Here is a 21,133-nt window from a genome sequence, read left to right on the forward strand (position 1 = left end):
GCTTGGCGGGCACGCCCGCTCTCGCCCAGGGCCACATGGGCACACCGCAGGAGCAGAACGCCTGCTCGCGCGATGCGTCGCGGCTGTGCCGCAAGGAACTCGGCAATGACGGCGCCGTGCAGAGCTGTCTGCAGGCCAACCGGGCCAAGCTGTCGAAAGCATGCAGCAAGGTGTTCGCCAGCCACGGCATGTGAGGAGCGGAGACACCCTGCGAACGGAGAGTGAAGCCATGCTGCGCGACGAACAACTCTCGATCCTCAGGGACATCAGCCAGTCCGTCGCCTTCGCCGACGACCGCCACGGCAAGATCGGCGAGCTGATCGCCGACGGCTATGTGATGAAGGACGGCGATCTGTTCGAGCTCACGGCGAAGGGCGTCAGCGCGGTCGAGGAACATGCCGCTTGCCTCGGTGATGACGATGCGGAACAAGCGAGCGCGTCATCCGACCGGCTGATCTGATCGCGCTGGCTCGCTTGCTGCGTGACGTGCGTGCAACAATTGCGAATTCCTTTGCGATGACCATTGCAGGCTCGTGACAATGGCGCATACTTCGCTCGGGCGGCGCAGCACTTTCGATTCGACATCACGTAATCGAGCGACCACATGCGGGATCAGGATCCCGGCGTGAAGGCTGTGACATGCGGCAGATCAAGTCGCGTGCGGCGCCCCAAAACCAAGTGGCTCAATCCACGGAACTCGGGGACGCAACCTTCATGACGCGCTATCAGACCATCACCTCTGTCGTCGCACTCGCCACCACCTTCGCACTCCAGACATCACCCAGTCTCGCCTTCTCGCAAGAAGCCCAGCAGATGTGCTCGGGTGACGCCATGCGGCTGTGCTCCAGCGAAATCCCCGACATCCCGCGGATCACCGCCTGCATGGTCCGGAACAAGGCGCATGTCAGCCCCGGCTGCCGTGCCGTGATGGACCGCGAGCATGCCGCGGCGGCAGCAGCCCGCAAGCGGGAAGCGGCGGCGCAGTAAGAGGGGTGGGGACGCCTGCCGCTCCGCCGTCATTGCGAGAAGCGCTTGCGACGAAGCAATCCAGAGCTGTCACCGTGGAAAGACTCTGGATTGCTTCGCTTCGCTCGCAATGACGGAGTGTGTGGCGACGCCTCCGGCCATACAGGCCGAGATTTCTCGGAGTAAGCCTAGTCGCCCCACTGCGCGAAGGCGTCGTTGAAGGCGCGCTCGCCGGGGGCGCCCTTCTCGATGGCGATGATGGCGCGGCGCTGGTTGGCGTAGACCAGCGGCACGTCGAACCAGGAGCGCTCCTTCAGGAGCTGGACGTTCCGGGCGCGGTCGGCATCGACATTGGAGAGGCCGACGAGAAAGAAGCCGTCGGTGACCTTGACCGCGAGGCCCGCGAGCGGCGTGCCGCGCGCCTGCTCGTTCGACTTCATCAGGATGCCCGGCACGTTGGAGACGCTGCCGCCCGGAAAATCCGGCGGCAGGATGAAGGTCAACTCCGCGGTGTGACTCGCCGGCAGCGAGGAGTCGGTATTGCGGCGGAACGACATCGTCATCTTGAACTTGCGGTCGGGGATCTCGATGTCGGCGCGCACGGCGAGATCGGCCTTCTGGTTGCCCGACGCCTTGATCGGCTCGAGCCGCCACACCACCGAACCGACATATTGCTTGCCCTTCGGGTCGGACGGATCCTCGTCATAGAGCACGACCTTCTGCGCCACCGGGGCGACCGGCTGGTCGCTGGCCGAGGGCTGGCCGACGCGGTCGGGGATCTTCGGCTTGCTCTGCGGCTGCGACGAATCCTTCGGCGCCTCCACCACCTGGGTCGGCGAGGACTTGAACAGGTTGGTGGCGGTCTGGAGCAGCGGCTTGCCCCAAAGGATGCCGGCCCCAATCAGGATCAGCACGATGCCGACGGCGATCGCACTCTTGAACGGGAACGCGGAGCCGCGGCGCTTGGGCTTCTTGGCGTCGCGGTCGAGGACCGGAATGTGGGGGCGCGCCGAGGCCGGCCGCGGCGCATAGCGCTCGGCCTCCTCGATCGACTCGTCATAGGAATAGGGCGCATCGCCCTCGCCGCCACGGTTTTCCAGGCTCGGCTCCAGCCGGTCGAATTCCGGCGAGGGCGAGGGCACGTTGGCATAGGTGCGGCGCGCGGCGCGGCTGGCCTGCGCAGCGGCGCCGCCGAGGTCGTTGGCATCGGCCGTGATGTCGCGGAAGCCGCGCACGCCCGGGGCGGGCGGCAGCGCCGGCGGAGGTCCGACATCCGGCGGACGGCGCCCACCCGCACGATCGCGGCCGGCCGGTGGCGGCGCCGGCGGCTCCGGCATTGATGGCGGCGCGGGCGGACCCGGCTGGCGCGGCGCGTCGAAACGCGGCGCGCGCGGTGGACGCTGGGTATCGCCCTGGTCATCGACGTTGATGGACGGACGGTCGGCCCGCGGCGGCGTCGGAGCCGGACGGGTGCGCGGCGGCGCGCCCGGCTGGGGAGCGGGCGGATTGCCCTCGGCGGCACGGGTGCTGGCCCGGCGGAAGGCATCGCCACTGCCACCGCTGCGCCCGCCGCTTCCGCCGGGGCGCGAGGCGTCGCGGGCACGTTGGGCGGCCTCCGATTCGACCTTCCGGACGGCTTCTTCCAGCGACAGCCGCTCGCGGGTGATCTCGGATTCGGAGAGCGGCGGCTGCACGCTGCGTAGCTGCGCGATCAGCGCCGTGCGCGCCCGCTCATAGAGCGCGCGACGGCTCTCGCCGGGAGCGTTGGGGTCCAGGGCGGCAATAGCGCGGGCGATCAGCGGATAGTAATCAGCCATTTCTACTCAACTATACGCGCGTCCCGGTAAGATATCGTTAAGCCTCAAACGGATTTTGCACGAGGATAGTATCTTCGCGTTCGGGGCTGGTGGAAAGCAGCGCGACGGGGCACCCCACCAATTCCTCGATCCGGCGGACATACTTGATGGCCTGGGCCGGCAACTGGGCCCATGACCGGGCACTGGCGGTGGGCTCCTTCCAGCCCTCGATGGTCTCGTAGATCGGCTCGACCCGGGCCTGGGCGCCCTCGCCGGCCGGGAAATGGTCGATCTCCTTGCCGTCGAGCCTGTAGCCGGTGCAGACCTCGATCGAATCGAAGCCGTCGAGGATGTCGAGCTTGGTCAGCGCGAGGCCATTGATGCCGCAGGTGCGGACGGCCTGGCGGACCAGCACGGCGTCGAACCAGCCGCAGCGGCGGGGCCGCCCGGTATTGGTGCCGAACTCACGGCCGCGTTCGCCGATCTTGCGGCCGATCTCGTTGTCCTGCTCGGTCGGGAACGGCCCCTGGCCGACACGGGTCGTGTAGGCCTTGCAAAGGCCCAGCACGTAGCCGACCGCGCCCGGCCCGAGGCCGGCGCCGGTCGCGGCCTGCGCCGCCACCGTGTTGGACGAGGTGACGTACGGGTAGGTGCCGTGGTCGACGTCGAGCAGCGCACCTTGCGCGCCTTCGAACAGCATGCGCTTGCCCGCGCGCCGCTCGATGTCGAGCAGGCGCCACACCGTCTCGGCATAGGGCAGCAGTTGCGGCGCCAGCGCGCTCAGCTCCTTCAGGATCTCCTTGCCATCAAACTCCGGCAGATTGAGGCCGCGGCGCAGCGCGTTGTGGTGCGCCAGCAGCCGGTCGATCTTGTGCGGCAGGGTGTTGAGGTCGGCGAGGTCCATCAGGCGGATGGCGCGGCGGCCGACCTTGTCCTCGTAGGCCGGGCCGATGCCGCGGCGCGTGGTGCCGATCGCGGTCGCAGCGTTCGAGGACTCGCGCAGGGCGTCGAGTTCACGGTGCAGCGGCAGGATCAGGGTGACGTTTTCGGCGACACGCAGATTGTCCGGGGAAACGGCAACGCCCTGCCCCCTGAGCTTGGTCACCTCGTCGAGGAAGGCGGCGGGATCGAACACCACGCCGTTGCCGATCACCGACAGCTTGCCCTCGCGCAGCACGCCGGAGGGCAGCAGCGCCAGCTTGTAGGTCTTGCCGTTGATCACCAGCGTGTGGCCGGCGTTATGGCCGCCCTGGAAGCGGACGACGATGTCCGCCTGCTCCGACAACCAGTCGACGATCTTGCCCTTCCCTTCGTCGCCCCACTGGGCGCCGACGACGACAACGTTGGCCATTCGCGGGTAATCCCTGTTCAATCTGTCTCTAGGAGGCACGATCCTCGCGGAAAACCGGTGTCCACTTTTCCGGGATCATGCCTGGCGCCCAGCCCAATCCGCGGCCCAGGACCGCTCGCACGCAAGGCAGCCAACCGGATAAAGGAAGCGGCCCCTCTAGGCAAGCAAGAACGGGGCTTTTTCGAGGTCCCGAGGCCGGCCCAAGCCTTTGATATCCCCTTAAAATCTCGCAACCTTCGCAGCCGGCGGGCACCCCGATTGACCGGCATCAAGCGTTCCAGCCTGCAATTGTGCCAGGGGATGGCTGTCACCTCCGCAGCTTACCCTTCCCGGGTCTTGAACCCCGCATTTTTCGGACATGCCGTGACCAAGCCGTTGAACAGCCAGGCGAGCCAGTTCTGGCGTCTTTCGGCCGACGCGCTCTGCACTCGGCTCGGCTGCTCCTTGCAGGGCCTGACCGGCGCAGAAGCCGCCGAACGGCTCGGCCGTTTCGGGCCGAACAGTGACGCGCCGCCACGCATCGAGGGCGCCATGCGCGCGATCCTGCGCCGGCTGCTGGAGCCGCTGTCGCTGATCCTGCTGGTCGCCGGCCTCGTCTCGATGCTGACCGGCGACGACATTGGCGGGCTCATCATCGTGCTGATTCTCGCAGGCTCGATCGGGCTCGACACCATCCAGGAGGGGCATGCGGTTCGTGCAGCCGAGATCCTCCGCCGCTCGGTGGCGCTCAAGGCCGAGGTCAAGCGTGACGGCGCCTTCCGCGAGATCGACGTCGAGCAGGTCGTTCCCGGCGATCTCCTGCGCGTCCGTGCCGGCGACATCATTCCCGCCGACGCGCTGTTGCTGGAGAGCACCGCCTTCACCGCGGGCGAAGCGGCGCTCACGGGCGAGCCCTATCCGGTGCCGAAGCGTGCCGGCGGCGTCACTGATCCCGACGACAGCTCGAACGCGCTGTTCCGCGGCGCCGTGGCGCAGACCGGCGAGGCGATCGCGCTCGCCGTCAGGACCGGCGGCAACACCGTGTTCGGAGCGGCCGCCGCCGCGCTTGCCGAGACGCAGGCCCGCTCCCCGTTCGAGCGGGATTTGCGCGAATTCGGCCTCGTGGTCGCGCGCGCCACGCTCGCGCTGGTGCTGATCGTCCTCACCATCCGCGTCGTGTTCGGCCGCGAGATCCTGGATTCGCTGTTGTTTGCGGTCGCGCTCGCGGTCGGGCTGACGCCGGAATTGCTGCCGATGATCACCACGGTGACGCTGTCGCGCGGCGCGTTGCGCATGGCCGGCCGCAAGGTGATCGTGAAACGGCTGGCCGCGATCCACGATCTCGGGGCCATGACGGTGCTATGCACGGACAAGACCGGCACGCTGACCTCGGCCGAGATCACGCTTGCCAAGAGCATCAATGCCGCGGGCAAGGATGAGCCCCGCGCGGCGCAGCTCGGCGCCATCGCGGCATCGCTCGGCGGCGACCGCGGCTCGCTCGATGCCGCGCTCACCGCAGGCCGGGTGGATGCCGCGCAAGGCTGGCGGCTCGCCGGGCAGCAGGCCTTCGACTTCTCGCGCCGGCTGGGGTCGGTGCTCGCAACCGGCCCGGAAGGCACGCTGCTGATCGTCAAGGGCGCGCCGGAAGCGGTGCTCGCATTGTGCACGATGGACGAATGCGCGCGCGAGGCGGCCATGGCGCGCGTGCGCGAGCTCGCGAGCGAGGGCCTGCGCACCGTGGCAATTGCCTCGCGGGCGTGGCGCGGCCCGCTGCGCGAGGTCGAAACGGACGACGAGACCGATCTCGCCTTCGAAGGTCTCTGCGCCTTCGCCGATCCGCCGAAGCCGACGGCCGCAGCAGCCATTGCGCGGCTCGCCGCCAGCGGCGTGCGGCTGAAGATCCTGTCGGGCGACGATCCCGTGGTGGTGAAGCGGCTCGCAGGTCTGGTCGGGCACAATCCCGAGCGCGTGCTGTCGGGGGCCGAGATCGCCGAACTCAGCGACGAGGCGCTCGCGGTGCGGGTGCGCACCACCGACGCGTTCGGCCGCCTCGCGCCGGACCAGAAGTCGCGCATCGTGAAGGCGCTGCAGGCCGGCGGCGAGGTGGTCGGCTTCCTCGGCGACGGCATCAACGACGCGCCGGCCCTGAAGGCCGCCGATGTCGGCTTGTCGGTCGACGGCGCCACCGGCGTGGCGCAGGCGGCCGCCGACATGATTCTGCTTGCGTCGGATCTCGAGGTCGTCGCCGACGGTGTCGAGGAAGGACGGCGCACCTTCGCCAACATCCTCAAATATGTCCGCATGGGCGCCAGCTCGAATTTCGGCAACATGCTGTCGATGGCGGCCGCCTCGATCGCGCTGCCGTTCCTGCCGATGCTGCCGACGCAGATCCTGCTCAACAATCTGCTCTACGATCTCTCCGAGCTCGGCATCCCCTTCGACCGGGTCTCGGCGCAGGTCACGGCGCAGCCGCAGGTGTGGAGCATGTCGCGCCTGGTGCGGTTTGCCGCAATCATGGGCCCGCTGTCGTCGGTGTTCGACGCCCTGACCTTCGTCGCGCTGCTGATGCTGTTCAAGGCCTCGCCCGGGGAATTCCGCACCGCCTGGTTCGTCGAATCCATGGCGACGCAGATCCTCGTGATCTTCATCATCCGCACCAACGGAAGGCCGTGGCGCAACCGGCCCGATCCCGCGCTCGCAGCATCCTCGTTGACCGCGCTGCTCGCTGCGATGGTGCTGCCGTTCACGCCGCTCGGGGCCTGGTTCGGCTTCGTCGCCCCGCCGCCGATCATGATGGCCGGCGTCGCGCTGCTCGTCGTCGTCTATCTCGCCTGTGCCGAGCTGCTGAAGCCCTTCGCGATCCGCAGCGGGCGCAAGGATTGAGGTTCCTGCCGTAGCGCCTGCGCATGGAGGCGATGCGCCTCGCCCCATTGATATCGGGGACGTTTCCGTGTCTTTGGACCGTGCCGGGTGATTGAAGCCGGCCCTGCTATCGCGGGGCCGGGTCCCGGTGCATGACGCGGGGCCACAACAATCACAATGTCCGCCACCGGCCACACCACCAGCGCCGACACATCCGGTCACAACTGGATCGCCAACCAGCCTTATCTGCTGCTCAGCATCACTGCGCTGTGCTGGGCCGGCAACGCCATCGTCGGGCGGCTCGCCGCCGGCCACATCCCGCCGGTGACGCTGTCGTTCCTGCGCTGGCTGTTCGCCTTCCTGCTGGTGCTGCCGTTCGCCTGGAAGCATCTGGTGCAGGACTGGCCCGCCATTCGTGGGCGGCTTGGCCTGATGATCACGCTCTCGATCACCGGCATCGGCGCCTTCAACACGATGCAATACTGGGCGCTCGAGCATACGCAGGCGCTCAACACGCTGCTGCTGCAGTCGGCCGCGCCACTCTTGGTGGCGCTGTGGTCGCTGGTCATCCTCGGCATCCGCCTCACCGCGGCGCAGGCCTTTGGCGTGCTGCTGTCGATGTGCGGCGTGCTGACCATCCTCCTGCATGGCGATTTCACCACGCTGTCGAACATCGAATTCAACAAGGGCGACCTCATCTTCCTGCTCGCGCTCCTGATCTTCGCGCTCTATTCGGTCCTGAGCCTGAAACGGCCGGCGATGCACGGCCTGTCGTTCCTCGCCTTCACCTTCGGTGCTGGCGCGGCCTGCCTGATCCCGCTGGAGATCTGGGAGCTCTACGCCCGTCCGGTGATGAAGCTGGATGCGCCGAACCTGCTCACTTTGTTCTATGTCGCGGTGTTTCCCTCGACGCTGGCCTATCTCTGCTTCAATCGCGGCGTGCGCCTGATCGGCGCCAACCGCACCGCCCCGTTCTTCCATGTCGTGCCGGTGTTCGGCTCGATCATGGCGATGGTGTTCCTGGGCGAACACCCGCAGGCCTTCCATTTCATCGGCTTCGCGCTGGTGCTGTCGGGCGTGTTCGCGGCGTCAAGGAAGCAGGCGGCATAGCTACGAAAGTCACTCACGCACGCCGCTGCCCTTCCCTCCTCCCCTTGTGGGAGAAGGTGGCATAGGCGGCCTGACCGGCTACATGGGTAACAGTCTAGACCGGCGATCCACCCTCTCCCACAAGGCAGAGGGAAAGCACGCACTGCATCAAGGGTGCGTCCAACATATTAACCGCTGGCGCTGCTCCTCGGCTCATGCCTGCATTGTAGCATTGCGGTGACGTGACTTGTGTCATCCAGGCAATCGGGCGCAAGTTGTATCCAACGCCCATGACGATTGCTTCGCCCGCGCCACCGGCCGCCAACCCGGCCAGTTGGCTCAACAACCAGCCTTATCTGCTGCTCAGCCTGAGCTCGCTGTTCTGGGCCGGCAACATCGTGCTCGCGCGCCATGTCGGGGCGCATGTGCCGCCGCTGACGATGACCACGATCCGCTGGTTCGGCGTCTTCCTGATCCTGTTGCCGTTCGCCTGGCCGCATCTGAAGCGCGACTGGCCCGCCTTGCGCCGGAGCCTGGCACTGATGCTGTTCCTGTCGCTGGTGGGCTTCGCCTTCAACAACGCGATCTCGTACTGGGCGATGCAGTACACGGAGGCGCTGAACGCGCTGCTGATCCAGTCGGCAGGTCCCCTGTTCGTGGCGCTATGGTCGCTGCTGCTGTTCGGCGTGCGGCTGACAGGCGGACAGCTCGCCGGCATCGCGATCTCGCTGCTTGGCGTGCTGACCATCATCCTGCGCGGCGATCTCGCGGCGCTGGCAAGCATCAGCTTCAACCGGGGCGACCTCATGTTCGCCTCCTCGCTGATCGCATTCGGCCTCTACTCCGCCTTCATCCCGCGCCGGCCCAAGATCCACCAGCTGTCCTTCCTCTCCTTCACCACCTGCTGCGGCGCGATGATGCTGCTGCCCGCCGCGATCTGGGAGGCGATGAGCGGCAGCGTCATGCATTTCGATGCGCTGACGCTGGCAACGCTGGGCTACATCCTGATCTTCCCGTCGACGCTCGCTTACCTCTTCTTCAACCGCGGCGTCGCGCTGATCGGCCCGAACCGCGCCGCACCGTTCTTCCATCTGGTACCGGTATTCGGCTCGGCGATGGCGATCCTGCTGCTTGGCGAAAAGCTGCAGCCGTTTCATTTGATCGGCTACGCCCTGGTGCTCGCCGGCGTCGTGATCGCCTCGCGCCAGGGCTCGGCGGCGAAGTAATTCCGCGGCGCGGGCACGAGACCAAGTCAACTCACGTCTTTTGATTTTCGCCTGGACAAGCTAGGTTCCCCGCCAACGAAAAAGAGGGAACGTCCGAACATGCTTTCAGCGTTGATTCGAAACCTGCGCGCCATCGGCACGGCCGCGCTCTGCCTCGCCGCCTCGACCGCCGCACAGGCCGACAATTGGCCGAGCCGCAACATCACGCTGGTGCTGCCGTTCGCGGCCGGCAGCGGCACCGACACCACGACGCGGCTGATCTCGCAGCATCTGTCGCAGGCGCTCGGCGTCGGCATCGTGATCGAGAACAAGGCCGGCGCCAACGGCATGATCGCGGCGACCTATGTCGCGAAGGCCGCTCCCGACGGCTACACGCTGCTGGTGACGACCAACACCACGCATTCGGCCAATCCCTATCTGCTCAAGAGCCTGACCTACGATCCGGTCAAGGATTTCACCCCGATCGCGCGCACCGGCGATCTGCCCTTCATGCTGGTCGTTCACCCCGACGTCCCCGCCAAGACCGTCGGCGAGCTCGTCGCCTACGGCAAGGCCAATCCGGGCAAGCTGAGCTACGCCTCGGGCTCGTCCTCGGCGATCGTGTCGGGCGCGACCTTCGCGCACAATGCCGGGCTCGATTTGCTGCACGTGCCCTATAAGAGCTCGCCGCCGGCGCTCAACGACGTCATGGGCGGCCGCGTCTCGATGATGTTCGTGGACATCCTGACCGGCCTGCCGCACGTCCAGGGCAACGCGCTGCGCGCGCTCGCCGTCACCACCAAGGACCGCTCGCCGCTGGTGCCGAACCTGCCCTCGATGCAGGAGGCCGGCGTGCCGGATTTCGACATCTCCTCGTGGCAGGGCTATTTCGGTCCCGCCGGGATGCCGAAGGAGATCGTGACGCGGCTCAATGCCGAGATCCGCAAGATCATCGAGAAGCCGGAGATCAAGGCGCAGCTCGCCACGCTCGGCATGGACGCGTTCTCAGGCACGCCAGAACAGCTCGGCACATTCGTGAACGAGCAGCTCGTGCTGTGGGAACGGCTGATCCGCGACGCGGGGATCGAGAAGCAGTAGGGGCTCCCGTGTCCCGGACGCCCTGCAGCGTGAAACGCTGCTGCGCTGCGTCCGGGGCACGAGACTGTGGTGGGGTGGGCAAGGCGAAGCGTGCCCACCGAAACGTCGCAAAAAGAAAAGGTGGGCACGACGCTTGCGCGCCTTTGCCCACCCTCCGAATTCACTGCAAGAATTTACGCCGCGCGCACCTTGGCGAGGAAGCCGTCCACCGCGTTGCGCAGCGCGCCGGATTGGCTGTCCAGCTCGCGCGCGTTGGTGAGCACATCGCTTGCCGCCGTGCCGGTTGCTTCCGCGGCCGAGGTGACGCTGCCGATATTGGCGTTGATCTCACTCGAGCCGGCCGCGACCGACTGGATGTTGCGGGCGATCTCGCGCGTCGCCTCGCCCTGCTGCTCGATCGAGGCGGAAATACCCGCCGTGATCTCGCTCATCTCGGCGATGGTCTGGGTGATGCCGCCGATCGCCGCGACCGCGTCGCTTGTCGAAGTCTGCATCGCCGCGACCTGGGCCGAGATTTCCTCGGTCGCCTTGGCGGTCTGGTTGGCCAGCGCCTTGACCTCGGAGGCGACGACCGCGAAGCCGCGGCCGGACTCGCCGGCACGCGCCGCCTCGATGGTGGCGTTGAGCGCCAGCAAGTTGGTCTGCGCCGCGATCGAGTGAATGAGCTTGACCACCTCGCCGATCTTCTCGGCGCCGGTGGAGAGCTCCTGCACCGTGGCGTTGGTGCGCTCGGCGTCGCTGACCGCACGGCTCGCAACTTCGGTCGAGCGCGTCACCTGGCGGGAGATTTCCGCAACCGAGCTCGACAGCTCCTCGGCGGCCGCCGCAACGGTGCCGACATTGCCTGAGGCTTTTTGCGAGGCCGCGCCGACCGTTGCGGCGCGCGAGGAGGCATCGCTCGCGGTCGCGGTCATCGACTGCGCGGTGGTCTGCATGCCGGCTGCGGCCGAGGAGACCGAGCGGACGATGCCGTTGACGCTGCGCTCAAAATCGTTGGCGATCGCTTCCATGGCGCTGCGACGTTCCGCCGCGGCGCGCTCCTTGGCATCCGCCTCGGTCTTCTCGAGGTCGCGGATGCGGATCGCATTGTCCTTGAAGATCTGGACGGTCGAAGCCATCGCGCCGACCTCGTCGCCGCGACCGACGCCGGGAATGTCGCCCTCGAGCTTGCCGTCGGCGAGGTCCTTCATGCGCGCGCCGAGCAGCGCCAGCGGACGGCTGATGCTGCGGCCGAGCATCCAGGCAACACTGCCGGCGACGATGACGATGCCGAGCATGGCAAGGCCCAGCAGCCAGTAGACCGGACCCATCTTGGCGTCGATGTCGCTGAGATAGGCGCCGGTGCCGAGATACATGTCGAAACCGGGCACCGCGACCGCGTAACCGATCTTGCTGATCGGCGTCTCCTGGCCGGGCTTCACATAATCATAGTAGAGCAGGATCGAGCCGTTGGCCTTGACGCCGTCCATGAGCTCGACGGACAGCTTGCGGCCGTTGGTCACGACATCCATGCGGTTGGCGCCAATCTGCTTCGGATCGGGCGCGAGCTGGGTGATGCCGTCATAGGACGTGCCGAACAGATAGCCCGAACCGTTGTCATAGGTCATCGCATTGCCGTAGCGGCGAAGCTCGGCCATGGCCGCATCCTTCGTCATCTCACCGGCATCGACGCGCTTCTTCAGCGCGGCTGCATAGTTGCGGCCCAAATCGACGATCGCCTTGGTCTGGTCGATGCGCGCATTCACCATCTCGCGCTTCATCAGATAGCCGGCGAGAACTCCGGAGATGCACAGGCCGAACAAGGTGAAGCCGACAAGGATGCCAAGCTTCGGGGCGATCTTCAGATTGCTCAACTTCACGGGATAGCTCCGGCAAAAAGGGATACGGGCACGCGAGTGACTCGATCGAAATTGAATCAACTTTTAGTGTGCGACCCCTTAGCAAGTTACTTACGTGCCTCCGTAGAAGCCCTGACGATGCCGCCAAAACCGGCAATATTCATCGCACGGGACAACCGGCAATTGTACGCGCCCGCCCCGATTTCGCGTAAAAGACGCAAAGGCCCGCCAAGAAGGCCGGGCCCGTAAACAAGAACCGACAACCAAATCGGGAGCCAGAAATGCCGAAATACAGGGTGGTGACGCCGAAGGGTGCGAGCTTCACGGTCGCGGGCAGCGATTATTCCTACGAGCGCGAGGCGCTCGATCCGATCGATGCCGAGATCGTCGAGGCGCCCGCCAACGAGGCCGAGTTCATCGCCGCCGCAAAAGATGCCGACGCCATCTATGCCAAGGGCATTCCGATCACCAAGACAATCATCGACAGCCTGCAGAGCTGCAAGGTCATCACGCTCGGCTCGGTCGGCGTGGACAGCGTCGACGTGAAGGCCGCGACCGCCCGTGGAATTCCGGTGACCAACATTCCCGACACCTTCATCGAGGAAGTCGCCGACCACGCCATGATGCTGCTGCTCGCCGGTTTCCGCCGCCTGGTCGAGCAGGACCGCATGGTGCGTGACGGCCGCTGGGCCGAGGGCCGACCGGCGCTGCTCAAGATCCCGAGACTGATGGGCCAGACGCTCGGCTTCATCTCGTTCGGCCGCGTCGCGCGTGCGGTTGCGAAACGCGCCGCGCCCTTCGGCCTGCGCATGATGGCCTACGATCCCTTCATCCAGGAAACGCTGATGTACGATCACGGCGTGATCCCGGCGACGCTGAACGAGGTTCTGTCGCAGTCGGACTTCGTATCGATGCATGCCCCCGCAAGGCCCGAGGTGCATCACATGCTGACCGAGAAGCACTTCCGGCAGATGAAGAAAGGCTCGATCTTCATCAACACCGGCCGCGGCGCCACGGTGGACGAGGAGAGCCTGATCAAGGCGCTGCAGGAGGGGTGGATCGCGCACGCCGCTCTCGACGTGCTGGAGAAGGAACCGCCCTCGCACAACAATCCGCTGCTCGGCATGGAGAACGTGACTCTGACCGCCCATGTCGCATCGGCCTCGGCACGGTTCGACGAGGCGCGCAAGCGCCGCGTAGGCTACGAATTGTCACTGGTGCTTCAGGGCATGTGGCCGGTAAGCTGTGTCAATCCGTCGGTGCTGCAGAACACCGCGCTCCGCCGCTGGCAACCCGTCAGCATGGATCGCGGACCGAACAGCTAGGCGGCCGGCGCAACACGCGCCGAAAGCCGAAACGGCCCTTCACCGGCGATCAACGCCGGGAAGGGAACATATAGGGAGGTACTGATGAGGAGCGACATCACACGTCGTGATGCCTTGGCGCTGGGCCTGTCCGCTGCAACGCTCGCGGCCACCGGTGCTGCAGCGCAAACAGCCAACATCAAAGCGGCCGATGTTCCGGCCCCCAAGCTCGAGATCGAGAAGGGTGCATCGCTACGCATGCTGCGCCCGGTCCGTTTCGTCCAGGCCGACGAGGACGTGTTCCGCGCCAATGCGGCAAAGTTCACCAAGGACACCGGGGTCGAGGTCAAGGTCGACTTCGTCGGCTGGGAGGACATCAACCAGCAGACCGCGGTGACTTCGAATTCCGGCGCCGGCCCGGACATCATCATCGGCTTCTCCGACGCGCCGCACATCTACATCGACAAGCTGATCGAGCTCACCGACGTCGCCGACTATCTCGGCAAGAAGTATGGCGGCTGGCAGAACCTGGCGAAGGCCTATGGCAAAAAGGCCAAGAGCGATACCTGGATCGGGCTCCCGTTCGGCGCAACCGCAGGTCCCCTGATCTATCGCAAGTCGATCCTCAAATCCGTCGGGTTCGACAAGGCGCCGGAGGACCATGCCGGGTTGCTGGACCTCTGCAGGAAGCTGCACAAGGCCGGCAAGCCCGCCGGCTTTGCGCTGGGCAACGCCGTCGGCGACGGCAACGGTTTTGCCGACTGGATGATGTGGTCGCACAACGCCGCGCTGCTGGACGAGGAGGGCAACGTCACCATCAACAGCAAGGAGACGATCGCGGCGCTGAACTATGTGAAGGAGCTCTACCCGACCTTCATCGCCGGCACGCCGTCCTGGAACGACGTCAGCAACAACCGCGCCTATTCCTCGCAGGAGATCGCGCTGACCGCGAACGGCGTCTCGCTGTACTTCTCGCTGAAGAACGATCCGGCGACTGCTTCCATCGCCGAAGATTCCGAGCATCAGTTGCTGCCGAAGGGCCTTGCGCCGAGGTCGCCGATGTCGGGACTGACGCTGAACGCCATGGTGTTCAAGCACAGCCCCTATCCCAACGCGGCAAAGGCCTTCCTGCAATTCATGCTGGAGAAGGACCAGTACGAGCCGTGGCTCAACGCCAACAGCGGTTACTGGTCGCAACCGCTCGCGGCCTATGCCGATGCAGCGGTGTGGAAGGGCGATCCCAAGGTCGCGATCTTCAAGGACACGATGAACAGCACCTATTACGCCGGCTACAAGGGGCCGATCTCGACTGCCACCGGCGCTGTTCGCGCGGATTATGTGACGGTGCAGATGTTCGCCTCCGTCGCCACCGGCGCTGCCACGCCGGAGGCTGCGGCCGCCGAAGCCGAGCAGCGCTGCAAGCGATACTTCCGGCGGCAGAAGTAGAGATCGTCATTGCGAGCGAAGCGAAGCAATCCAGTCCGTCCCCGCAGCGACAGCCTGAATTGCTTCGTCGCTTCGCTCCTCGCAATGACGACGTGGTGAAAGCTTAGAACAGGACAACGCCCTGATGTCCGTGACGACCCTCTCTTCCCCCGCGCTGGCGCAGCGGCAGCCGAACTGGATCGTGCGGCTGTTCGACTACAAGCCGTTCCTGATCGCGATGTGCCTTGCGCCGGCGCTCGGGCTGCTGGCCGTCTTCCTCACCTATCCGCTGGGCCTCGGCGTCTGGCTCGCCTTCACCGACACCACGATCGGGCGGCGCGGCATCTTCGTCGGCCTCGAGAACTTCCAGTATCTGCTCACCGATCCCCTGTGGTGGAACGCGGTGTTCTACAGCGTATTCTACACGGCGGTCGCGACCTTCGGGAAGTTCGCGCTCGGCTTCTGGCTCGCGCTGCTGCTCAACAACCATTTCCCGTTCAAGAGCGTGCTGCGCGCCATCGTGCTGTTGCCCTGGATCGTGCCGACGGTGCTCTCGGCGCTGGCGTTCTGGTGGATCTACGATCCGCAATTCTCGATCATCTCGTATCTGCTGGTCGACGTGCTGCACTGGAAGTCGACCAATATCGACTTCCTCGGCTCGCCCTGGCCGGCACGGTTCTCGCTGATCGCCGCCAACATCTGGCGCGGCATTCCCTTCGTCGCGATCTCGCTGCTGGCGGGCCTGCAGACCATCTCGCCCTCGCTCTACGAGGCCGCGATGCTGGACGGCGCCAGCGGCTGGCAGCGCTTCCGCTACATCACCTTCCCGATGATGATGCCGATCCTCGCCATCGTCATGACGTTCTCGATCATCTTCACCTTCACCGACTTCCAGCTCGTCTATGCCATCACCCGCGGCGGTCCCGTGAACTCGACCCACCTGCTGGCGACGCTGGCGTTCCAGCGCGGCATCGCCGGCGGCGAGCTCGGCGAAGGCGCCGCGATCGCGGTGTCGATGATCCCGTTCCTGGTGTTCGCGACGCTGTTCTCCTATTTTGGCCTGGCGCGCCGCAAATGGCAGCAGGGAGAGGCCAATGACTGACACCGTCGCGCAAGGCACCGCCGTCGCCAAAGCCGCCCCCGACACCATGGCCTGGGATTCCGGCCTGCGGCGGCTGATGATGATCTACCTGCCGCTCGGCTGCTTCGTGCTGATCCTGCTGTTCCCGTTCTACTGGATGGCGGTCACCTCGTTCAAGCCGAACGCGGAGCTGATGAACTACCGCGATCACAATCCGTTCTGGATCTCCTCCCCGACGCTCGCGCACATCAAGCACCTCTTGTTCAACACCGCCTATCCGCACTGGCTGAAGACGACGATGCTGGTCGCGATCGGCTCGACCACGCTGTCGCTGATCGCATCTACGCTGGCGGCCTATGCGATCGAACGGCTGCGCTTCCGCGGCAGTCCCTATGTCGGCCTCGGCATTTATCTCGCCTATCTCGTGCCGCCCTCGATCCTGTTCATTCCGCTCGCCACCGTCGTGGTGCAGTTCGGCCTGTTCGACTCGCCGCTTGCCCTGATCCTGGTCTATCCGACCTTCCTGGTGCCGTTCTGCACCTGGCTCCTGATCGGCTATTTCAAGTCCATCCCCTACGAGCTCGAGGAATGCGCGCTGGTCGACGGCGCCACGCGGCTTCAGATCCTGCGCCGGATCACGCTGCCGCTGGCGGTGCCCGGCCTGATCTCGGCCGGCATCTTCTCCTTCACGCTCTCCTGGAACGAGTTCATCTACGCGCTCGCCTTCATCCAGAGCGGCGCCAACAAGACCGTGCCGGTCGCGATCCTGACCGAGCTCGTCACCGGCGACGTCTACCAATGGGGTGCGCTGATGGCGGGCTCGCTGCTCGGCTCGCTCCCGGTTGCGATCTTCTACTCACTGTTCGTGGACTACTACGTGTCGTCGCTGACCGGCGCGGTGAAGGAATAGACGGCGGTTGCACGCGACGATCGTGCAATCGCGATAGACTGTCCGCTTCTTTCATCCCATGCTGCCGCTGTAATGGCGGGTCGATCGTTGGCGCCGTCAATTTGTCGCTCGGGCAAGCGAGAATTGTATGGGATCGCCAAGTTCGTTATCGCGACGCCGCTTTTGCTTGTGTTGCGTCGGCGGCGCCACGTTCGCCGCCTCCGCCGGGTGGCTTACGCCGCGCGAGGCTTACGCCGAGGCGCGCGGCCTCGTCAGCCTGGCCAAGGACAGCGCGGCGACGTCTCCCATCACGACCTACAAGCTGCGCGGCAATATCAGCGTGCTGGAAGGCTCCGGCGGCAACATTGCCGTCCTCACCGGACCCGACGGCAAGCTGCTGATCGATGCGGGCATCCGCGTCTCGCGTCCCCAGCTCACCAAGGGGCTGGCCGATCTGGGCGCCGATCCCGTCACCCACCTCGTCAACACCCATTGGCATTTCGATCACGCCGACGGCAACGAATGGCTGCATTCAGCCGGCGCCAAAATCATCGCGCAGGAAAACACCCGCAAGCATCTTCTCCGGGTCGAGCGCATTGAAGACTACGACTACAATTTCCTTCCGCTCGGCGCAGGCGGAATCCCCAGCGAGGTCTTTGCCGACAGCCACGCGCTCAAGCTCAACGGAACCTCGATCGGCCTGAAGCATTACGGGCCCGCGCACACAGACAGCGACATCTCCGTCACCTTCGCAGACGCCAACATCGTTCATGCCGCCGATACGTTCTGGAACGGCATCTATCCGTTCATCGATTATTCGACCGGCGGCAGCATCGACGGGATGATCGCGGCATCCGAAGCCACTCTCGCGGCGACCGACAAGGATACGATCATCATTCCCGGTCATGGCAAGCCGGTCAGCAACAAGGCCGAGCTTCAGGCGTTCCGGGATATGCTGGTCGCGATCCGCGACAACGTCGCCCGGCTGAAGGCGCAGGGACGAACCCGGGACGAAACCGTCGCGGCGAAGCCAACCGCGGCCTTCGATGCGCATTGGGGCCAGTTCGTGATCGACCCCGGCTTCTTCACCAAGCTGGTCTACCAGGGCGTTTGAAGAGCGCACGACTGACGTTCGAGCACCGAGTTTCACAGGGAGACGAGGTCACTCCGCTGATCCGCGATTTCCTCGCCCGCAAGATTGCTTAACCTTTGTCGGATTTCGCGAGGTTGCCGCGCCGGCGGACCCTCGCGAGATTTGATCGGGAGCGGGAGAGCGCGGCAGTTCGGCCTGTTCGACTCGCCGCTGGCCCTGATCCTCGTCTATCCGACCTTCCTGGTGCCATTCTGCACCTGGCTCCTGACCGGTGCGGTAAAGGAGTAGCAGCGTCCGCGCGACCTCGGCTGATCGTGCTATCGTGGTAGATCGCTTGTCTTCTTTGGTGCTACCAGCCGTCCCTGCGGCCGGTTCGATCGTTGGCGCCGCCAATAAGCATCGAGGAAAGCGAGCATCGCATGGGAACGCCAGAACTCCCTTCGTTGTCCCGACGGGGCTTTTGTCTGTGTTGCGTCGGCGGCGCCTTTGCCGCGACAACGGGTTGGCTCACGCCGCGACAGGCCTTCGCGGAGGCGCGCGGCCTCGTCAGCCTGATCAAGGACAGCGCGGCAACGTCCCCGATCACGACCTACAAGCTGCGCAACAATATCAGCGTGCTGGAAGGATCCGGCGGCAACATCGCCGTCCTCACGGGACCTGACGGCAAGCTTCTGGTCGACGCTGGCATCGGCGTCTCGCGCCCTCAGCTCACCAAGGCGCTGGCCGAGCTCGGCAAGGAGCCGATCGCGCACCTCATCAACACGCACTGGCACTTCGACCATGCCGACGGCAATGAATGGCTGCAGGCGGCCGGCGCCAAGATCATTGCGCACGAAAATACCCGCAAGCACCTCTCCGTCGTTCAGCGGGTCGAGGACTGGGACTATAACTTCCTCGCCCTGCCCGCCAGCGCCGTCCCGGCCCAGGTGTTCGCCAAGGAGCATGATCTCAAGGTCAACGGCGCATCGATTGCGATGAGGTACTACGGGCCGGCACATACCGACGGCGACATTTCGGTGATGTTTACCGAGGCCAACGTCCTTCATGCCGGCGACACCTACTGGAACGGCATCTATCCGTTCATCGACTATTCGACCGGCGGCAGCATCAACGGCATGATCACGGCGTCGGATGCCAATCTGGCGGCGGCCAACAACGACACCATCGTCATTCCCGGTCACGGCAAGCCCGTCAGCAACAAGGCGGAGCTGCAGGCCTTCCGCGACATGCTGGTCGCCATCCGGGACAATGTCGGCAATCTCAAGAAGCAGGGAAAGTCGCGTGACGAGATTGTTGCCGCCAAGCCCACGGCCGCATTCGATGCGAACTTTGGGCAGTTCCTCGTCGATCCCGGCTACTTCACCAGGCTGGTCTATGAGGGCGTGTGATGCCGGCTGCAGCGCTTGCGATGCGCTGCGACTCACCCGCGTGGTAAGGGGGTAACCGGGCCCTGCGGCCTTTCGCCCGGTTTCACAAAACTGCAATATGCCATCCGCATAAGGCGTGCGTCCGCTAACAGGAGACGCACATGCGCGCGACTTTTCTCGCTTCCGTCGCAACGATCATTCTCACCGCGAGCTCGGCGCTCGCGCAGAGCGAAGGCGAATTCCCGGCCAAGCTCGCCGGCCACGTTGTGATGCCGGCCGCCACCTTCATCGACGCACCGGCGGATGCGCCCGCCGATCTCAAGACTTCCGGCAAGTACACCACGGGAAAACGCGTCGACGCGCTCGGTACCGTGATGGGCAAGTCCTTTGAGCGCCCGACCGGCGTGTCGCTGCCGTTCAAGGGCCAGCCCTTGCAGGGCCATTCCGGCATCAAGCACATGCCCGACGGCAGTTACTGGGTGATCACCGACAACGGAATGGGCGCCCGCGCCAACTCGCCGGATTCGATGCTGTACCTCAACCGCTACAAGATGGATTGGGCGAACGGCAAGATCGAGCGGCAGGAGACCATCTTCCTGCACGATCCCGACAGACGCGTGCCTTTCCGCATCGTCCATGAAGACACCCAGAAGCGTTATCTCACCGGCTCGGACTTCGACACCGAGGGCTTCCAGATCATCGGCGACACCTTCTGGATCGGCGACGAGTTCGGCCCCTACATCCTGAAGGCGGACAAGTCCGGAAAAATTCTCGGCGTGTTCGAGACCGTTGCCGACGGCAAGCTCGTGCGCTCGCCCGACCATTGGGCGGTGGCAACGCCGGGCGCGCCTGGCGCGACCTACACCAACGTCAATCTCCGCCGCTCCAAGGGTTTTGAGGGCTTCGCCTCGTCGAAGGACGGCAAATTCCTCTACGGCCTGCTCGAGGGGCCGCTGTGGGATGCCGACAAGAAGGACTGGGAGAAGGTCGACGGCAAGGAAGCTTCCCGCATCCTCGAATTCGACGTCGCCGCCGAAAAATTCACCGGCCGCTACTGGCAATACGTGTTCGAGCAGAACGGCAACGCCATCGGCGATTTCAACATGATCGATCCGACGGCAGGCCTCATCATCGAACGCGACAATGGCGAAGGCACCGCCGACAAGGCCTGCCCGCAAGGCCAGCGCGGCGAGAACTGCTTCCCCGATCTCGCCAAATTCAAGCGCATCTACAAGATCGAGCTCTCGGACGCCAATGTCGGCAAGCCCGTCCGCAAGATCGGCTATATCGACCTGATGAAGATCCAGGACCCCGACAAGAAGGCGAAGAAGCCCCTGAATGACGGCGTCTACACCTTCCCGTTCTTCACCATCGAGAACGTCGACCGGGTCGACGACACCCACATCATCGTCGGCAACGACAACAATCTGCCGTTCTCCTCCAGCCGCGATCCCAACAAGGCCGATGACGACGAGTTCATGCTGCTCGAAGTCGCGGACTTCCTGAAGGCGAAGTGAGCTGACCCTCTCTCCCCGCTTGCGGGGAGAGAGTTGGAAACGACGGCGGCGCCACACCCTCCGTCATTGCGAGCGAAGCGAAGCAATCCAGAATCTCTCCGCGGATACAGTCTGGATTGCTTCGCTGCGCTCGCAATGACGAGGATAGAGTTCCGTTCCCGCACTCTCGGTGAGTTCGTGGAGACATCCCCTCACCCCACCCTCTCTCCGTAAGAACAGGGCGAGGGAGCGAGAGAGCGTCGTCACCTCACCGTAAACTCCACCGGAATCGTA

The 21,133-nt window shown here is 65.2% G+C and carries 17 protein-coding genes and 1 pseudogene; 15 read left to right on the plus strand and 3 right to left on the minus strand.

What is annotated here, in order from left to right; translation table 11 throughout:
* Nucleotides 1-2 precede the first annotated feature (2 nt).
* From A5906_RS32575 to A5906_RS43355, 3 genes are all read left to right on the plus strand, one after another.
* Nucleotides 3-194, plus strand: coding sequence for a hypothetical protein (locus A5906_RS32575; RefSeq protein WP_080139237.1), 192 nt, complete (start codon nt 3-5; stop codon nt 192-194).
* Nucleotides 195-229: 35 nt separating this feature from the next.
* Entirely contained in the window at nt 230-460 is a 231-nt protein-coding gene (locus A5906_RS32580; RefSeq protein ID WP_080139238.1) for a hypothetical protein, read from the plus strand.
* 254 nt (nt 461-714) lie between these two features.
* A complete protein-coding gene (locus tag A5906_RS43355) occupies nt 715-987 on the plus strand; it encodes a hypothetical protein (protein ID WP_167523733.1) in 273 nt (90 codons plus the stop codon).
* 167 nt (nt 988-1,154) lie between these two features.
* Here the strand turns inward: A5906_RS43355 and A5906_RS32590 are convergent, their stop codons facing one another.
* Both A5906_RS32590 and A5906_RS32595 read right to left on the minus strand, forming a co-directional pair.
* Nucleotides 1,155-2,783, minus strand: coding sequence for a hypothetical protein (locus A5906_RS32590; RefSeq protein ID WP_080139239.1), 1,629 nt, complete (start codon nt 2,781-2,783; stop codon nt 1,155-1,157).
* Between the two features lie 37 nt (nt 2,784-2,820).
* The gene (locus A5906_RS32595; protein ID WP_080139240.1) at nt 2,821-4,113 is read right to left on the minus strand and encodes an adenylosuccinate synthase; all 1,293 of its coding nucleotides are present in this window, start codon (nt 4,111-4,113) and stop codon (nt 2,821-2,823) included.
* Nucleotides 4,114-4,476: 363 nt separating this feature from the next.
* Between A5906_RS32595 and mgtA the strand changes: the two genes are divergently transcribed.
* The 4 genes from mgtA (at nt 4,477) to A5906_RS32615 (ending at nt 10,346) form a co-directional block, all read left to right on the plus strand.
* Entirely contained in the window at nt 4,477-6,975 is a 2,499-nt protein-coding gene (gene mgtA, locus A5906_RS32600; protein WP_136615651.1) for a magnesium-translocating P-type ATPase, read from the plus strand.
* A 156-nt stretch (nt 6,976-7,131) separates the two neighbouring features.
* A complete protein-coding gene (locus A5906_RS32605; protein ID WP_080139242.1) occupies nt 7,132-8,064 on the plus strand; it encodes a DMT family transporter in 933 nt (310 codons plus the stop codon).
* A gap of 269 nt (nt 8,065-8,333) precedes the next feature.
* Nucleotides 8,334-9,269, plus strand: a complete 936-nt coding sequence (locus A5906_RS32610) for a DMT family transporter (protein WP_080139243.1) — start codon at nt 8,334-8,336, stop codon at nt 9,267-9,269.
* Nucleotides 9,270-9,368: 99 nt separating this feature from the next.
* Entirely contained in the window at nt 9,369-10,346 is a 978-nt protein-coding gene (locus A5906_RS32615; RefSeq protein WP_080139244.1) for a Bug family tripartite tricarboxylate transporter substrate binding protein, read from the plus strand.
* A gap of 173 nt (nt 10,347-10,519) precedes the next feature.
* On the opposite strand, the gene A5906_RS32620 is transcribed toward A5906_RS32615, so the two are convergent.
* Nucleotides 10,520-12,205 carry a methyl-accepting chemotaxis protein gene (locus tag A5906_RS32620; RefSeq protein WP_080139245.1) on the minus strand — a complete coding sequence of 562 codons (1,686 nt, stop codon included), beginning with the start codon at nt 12,203-12,205 and terminating at the stop codon, nt 10,520-10,522.
* 260 nt (nt 12,206-12,465) lie between these two features.
* On the opposite strand from A5906_RS32620, the gene A5906_RS32625 reads away from it, so the two are divergent.
* From A5906_RS32625 to A5906_RS32655, 8 genes and pseudogenes are all read left to right on the plus strand, one after another.
* A complete protein-coding gene (locus A5906_RS32625; RefSeq protein ID WP_080139246.1) occupies nt 12,466-13,509 on the plus strand; it encodes a C-terminal binding protein in 1,044 nt (347 codons plus the stop codon).
* A gap of 84 nt (nt 13,510-13,593) precedes the next feature.
* Entirely contained in the window at nt 13,594-14,934 is a 1,341-nt protein-coding gene (locus tag A5906_RS32630; protein WP_080139247.1) for an ABC transporter substrate-binding protein, read from the plus strand.
* 124 nt (nt 14,935-15,058) lie between these two features.
* Nucleotides 15,059-16,015 carry a carbohydrate ABC transporter permease gene (locus tag A5906_RS32635; protein ID WP_080139248.1) on the plus strand — a complete coding sequence of 319 codons (957 nt, stop codon included), beginning with the start codon at nt 15,059-15,061 and terminating at the stop codon, nt 16,013-16,015.
* On the plus strand, nt 16,008-16,904 hold the full coding sequence (locus A5906_RS32640; RefSeq protein WP_080139249.1) for a carbohydrate ABC transporter permease: 897 nt from the start codon (nt 16,008-16,010) through the stop codon (nt 16,902-16,904). The genes A5906_RS32635 and A5906_RS32640 overlap by 8 nt, the downstream gene beginning before the upstream one ends.
* A gap of 127 nt (nt 16,905-17,031) precedes the next feature.
* Nucleotides 17,032-17,997, plus strand: a complete 966-nt coding sequence (locus A5906_RS32645; RefSeq protein WP_080139250.1) for an MBL fold metallo-hydrolase — start codon at nt 17,032-17,034, stop codon at nt 17,995-17,997.
* Between the two features lie 165 nt (nt 17,998-18,162).
* Nucleotides 18,163-18,258, plus strand: a pseudogene (locus A5906_RS46050) (carbohydrate ABC transporter permease); the annotation flags it as partial.
* A 137-nt stretch (nt 18,259-18,395) separates the two neighbouring features.
* Nucleotides 18,396-19,364, plus strand: a complete 969-nt coding sequence (locus A5906_RS32650; RefSeq protein WP_080139251.1) for an MBL fold metallo-hydrolase — start codon at nt 18,396-18,398, stop codon at nt 19,362-19,364.
* Between the two features lie 140 nt (nt 19,365-19,504).
* Complete coding sequence (locus tag A5906_RS32655) at nt 19,505-20,860, plus strand: esterase-like activity of phytase family protein (RefSeq protein WP_080139252.1); 1,356 nt, start codon at nt 19,505-19,507, stop codon at nt 20,858-20,860.
* Nucleotides 20,861-21,133 lie beyond the last annotated feature (273 nt).

Origin of the sequence: Bradyrhizobium sacchari (genome assembly GCF_002068095.1) — a bacterium.
Taxonomy (GTDB): Bacteria; Pseudomonadota; Alphaproteobacteria; order Rhizobiales; family Xanthobacteraceae; genus Bradyrhizobium; species Bradyrhizobium sacchari.